At 48.1% G+C, this 997-nt stretch carries 2 protein-coding genes; both read left to right on the top strand.

Features of this window, described 5'->3' with window-relative positions; all coding sequences use genetic code 11:
• A partial coding sequence (locus KNP95_RS15920; protein WP_483299323.1) for an AAA family ATPase occupies positions 1–261 on the top strand: 261 nt, incomplete at its 5' end.
• 5 nt (positions 262–266) lie between these two features.
• A partial coding sequence (locus KNP95_RS15925; RefSeq protein WP_214838356.1) for a DUF58 domain-containing protein occupies positions 267–997 on the top strand: 731 nt, incomplete at its 3' end.

Here is a 997-nt window from a genome sequence, read left to right on the forward strand (position 1 = left end):
GCGACCGCGTCACGTAGTCACCGGAACGTTCAGACGGGGATCAGTCCACGTGCGACGATCGCGCTCTCGAAAGCCGCTCAAAGTTATGCCTATATCCAAAATCGTGACTATGTCACACCAGAGGACATCAAGTTCTTGGCCCCATACGTTTTCGCACATCGATTGACACTGACGCTCGAGGGCGAGATCAAGTCCTCGAAGGCCATGGTCATGGAAGAACTCTTGGCGACCGTCCCGGTCCCGGTCGAGATGGGCATGTGACTCCGATGAACATCACGACCAATGTATTTTTCTTGCTTGAAAAACGAATCCAAATCGTCTTATTTTCAGTGATGGTCATCTTGTTGTTCGTGCCGTACCTCTCGATCTTTTCATTCGTTCTTGCTGTTTTTATGGCGGCAAGTCTTTATATCGAGCGTTACACGAAACGACTGACTGCACAAATGGACGTCACGTGGAGACAGTTCGACTCGATTCTGTTCAAAGATGAAAGTTGTAAGTTCACCCTTGAACTGACGAACGTGCACCTCTTAAACGAAATGAGCACGAAAACGTATATACGTACGCCAAAGGATGGACCTTACGTCGTGAACTTAGAGGGGCATACGGAAACCATCATCGAATTGGACGAGCTGCCGTCTGATTTCGTCTTCGAACTTACAGGTAATCGAAGGGGGCCCATCGAAATAGCTGAAATCTCCATCACGATTAGCTTGCCTCTATCGTTGGGTACGTTGACACTCTATTTGGCTCCCCCTTTACGTTGGACGGTCTATCCATCGATTTCAAGTACTCATGCGCAGCGTATCCAATCACATCTGAAGCTTGGTGAGCGCGTATCTAAATATTCTCCAATTAAGGATCGGTTACTACAGATCTCCTCGAAGCCCTATGAGGATGAACCGTCTAGACAAATCGACTGGTATGCGACGGCGAAGAAATCGACTTTGCAAACGAAACTGTACCAGCCGGTCAATCAAGACATGTTCACGGTGTA

This window comes from Exiguobacterium sp. s36 (assembly GCF_018618345.1).
GTDB classification, from domain to species: Bacteria; Bacillota; Bacilli; order Exiguobacteriales; family Exiguobacteriaceae; genus Exiguobacterium; species Exiguobacterium chiriqhucha.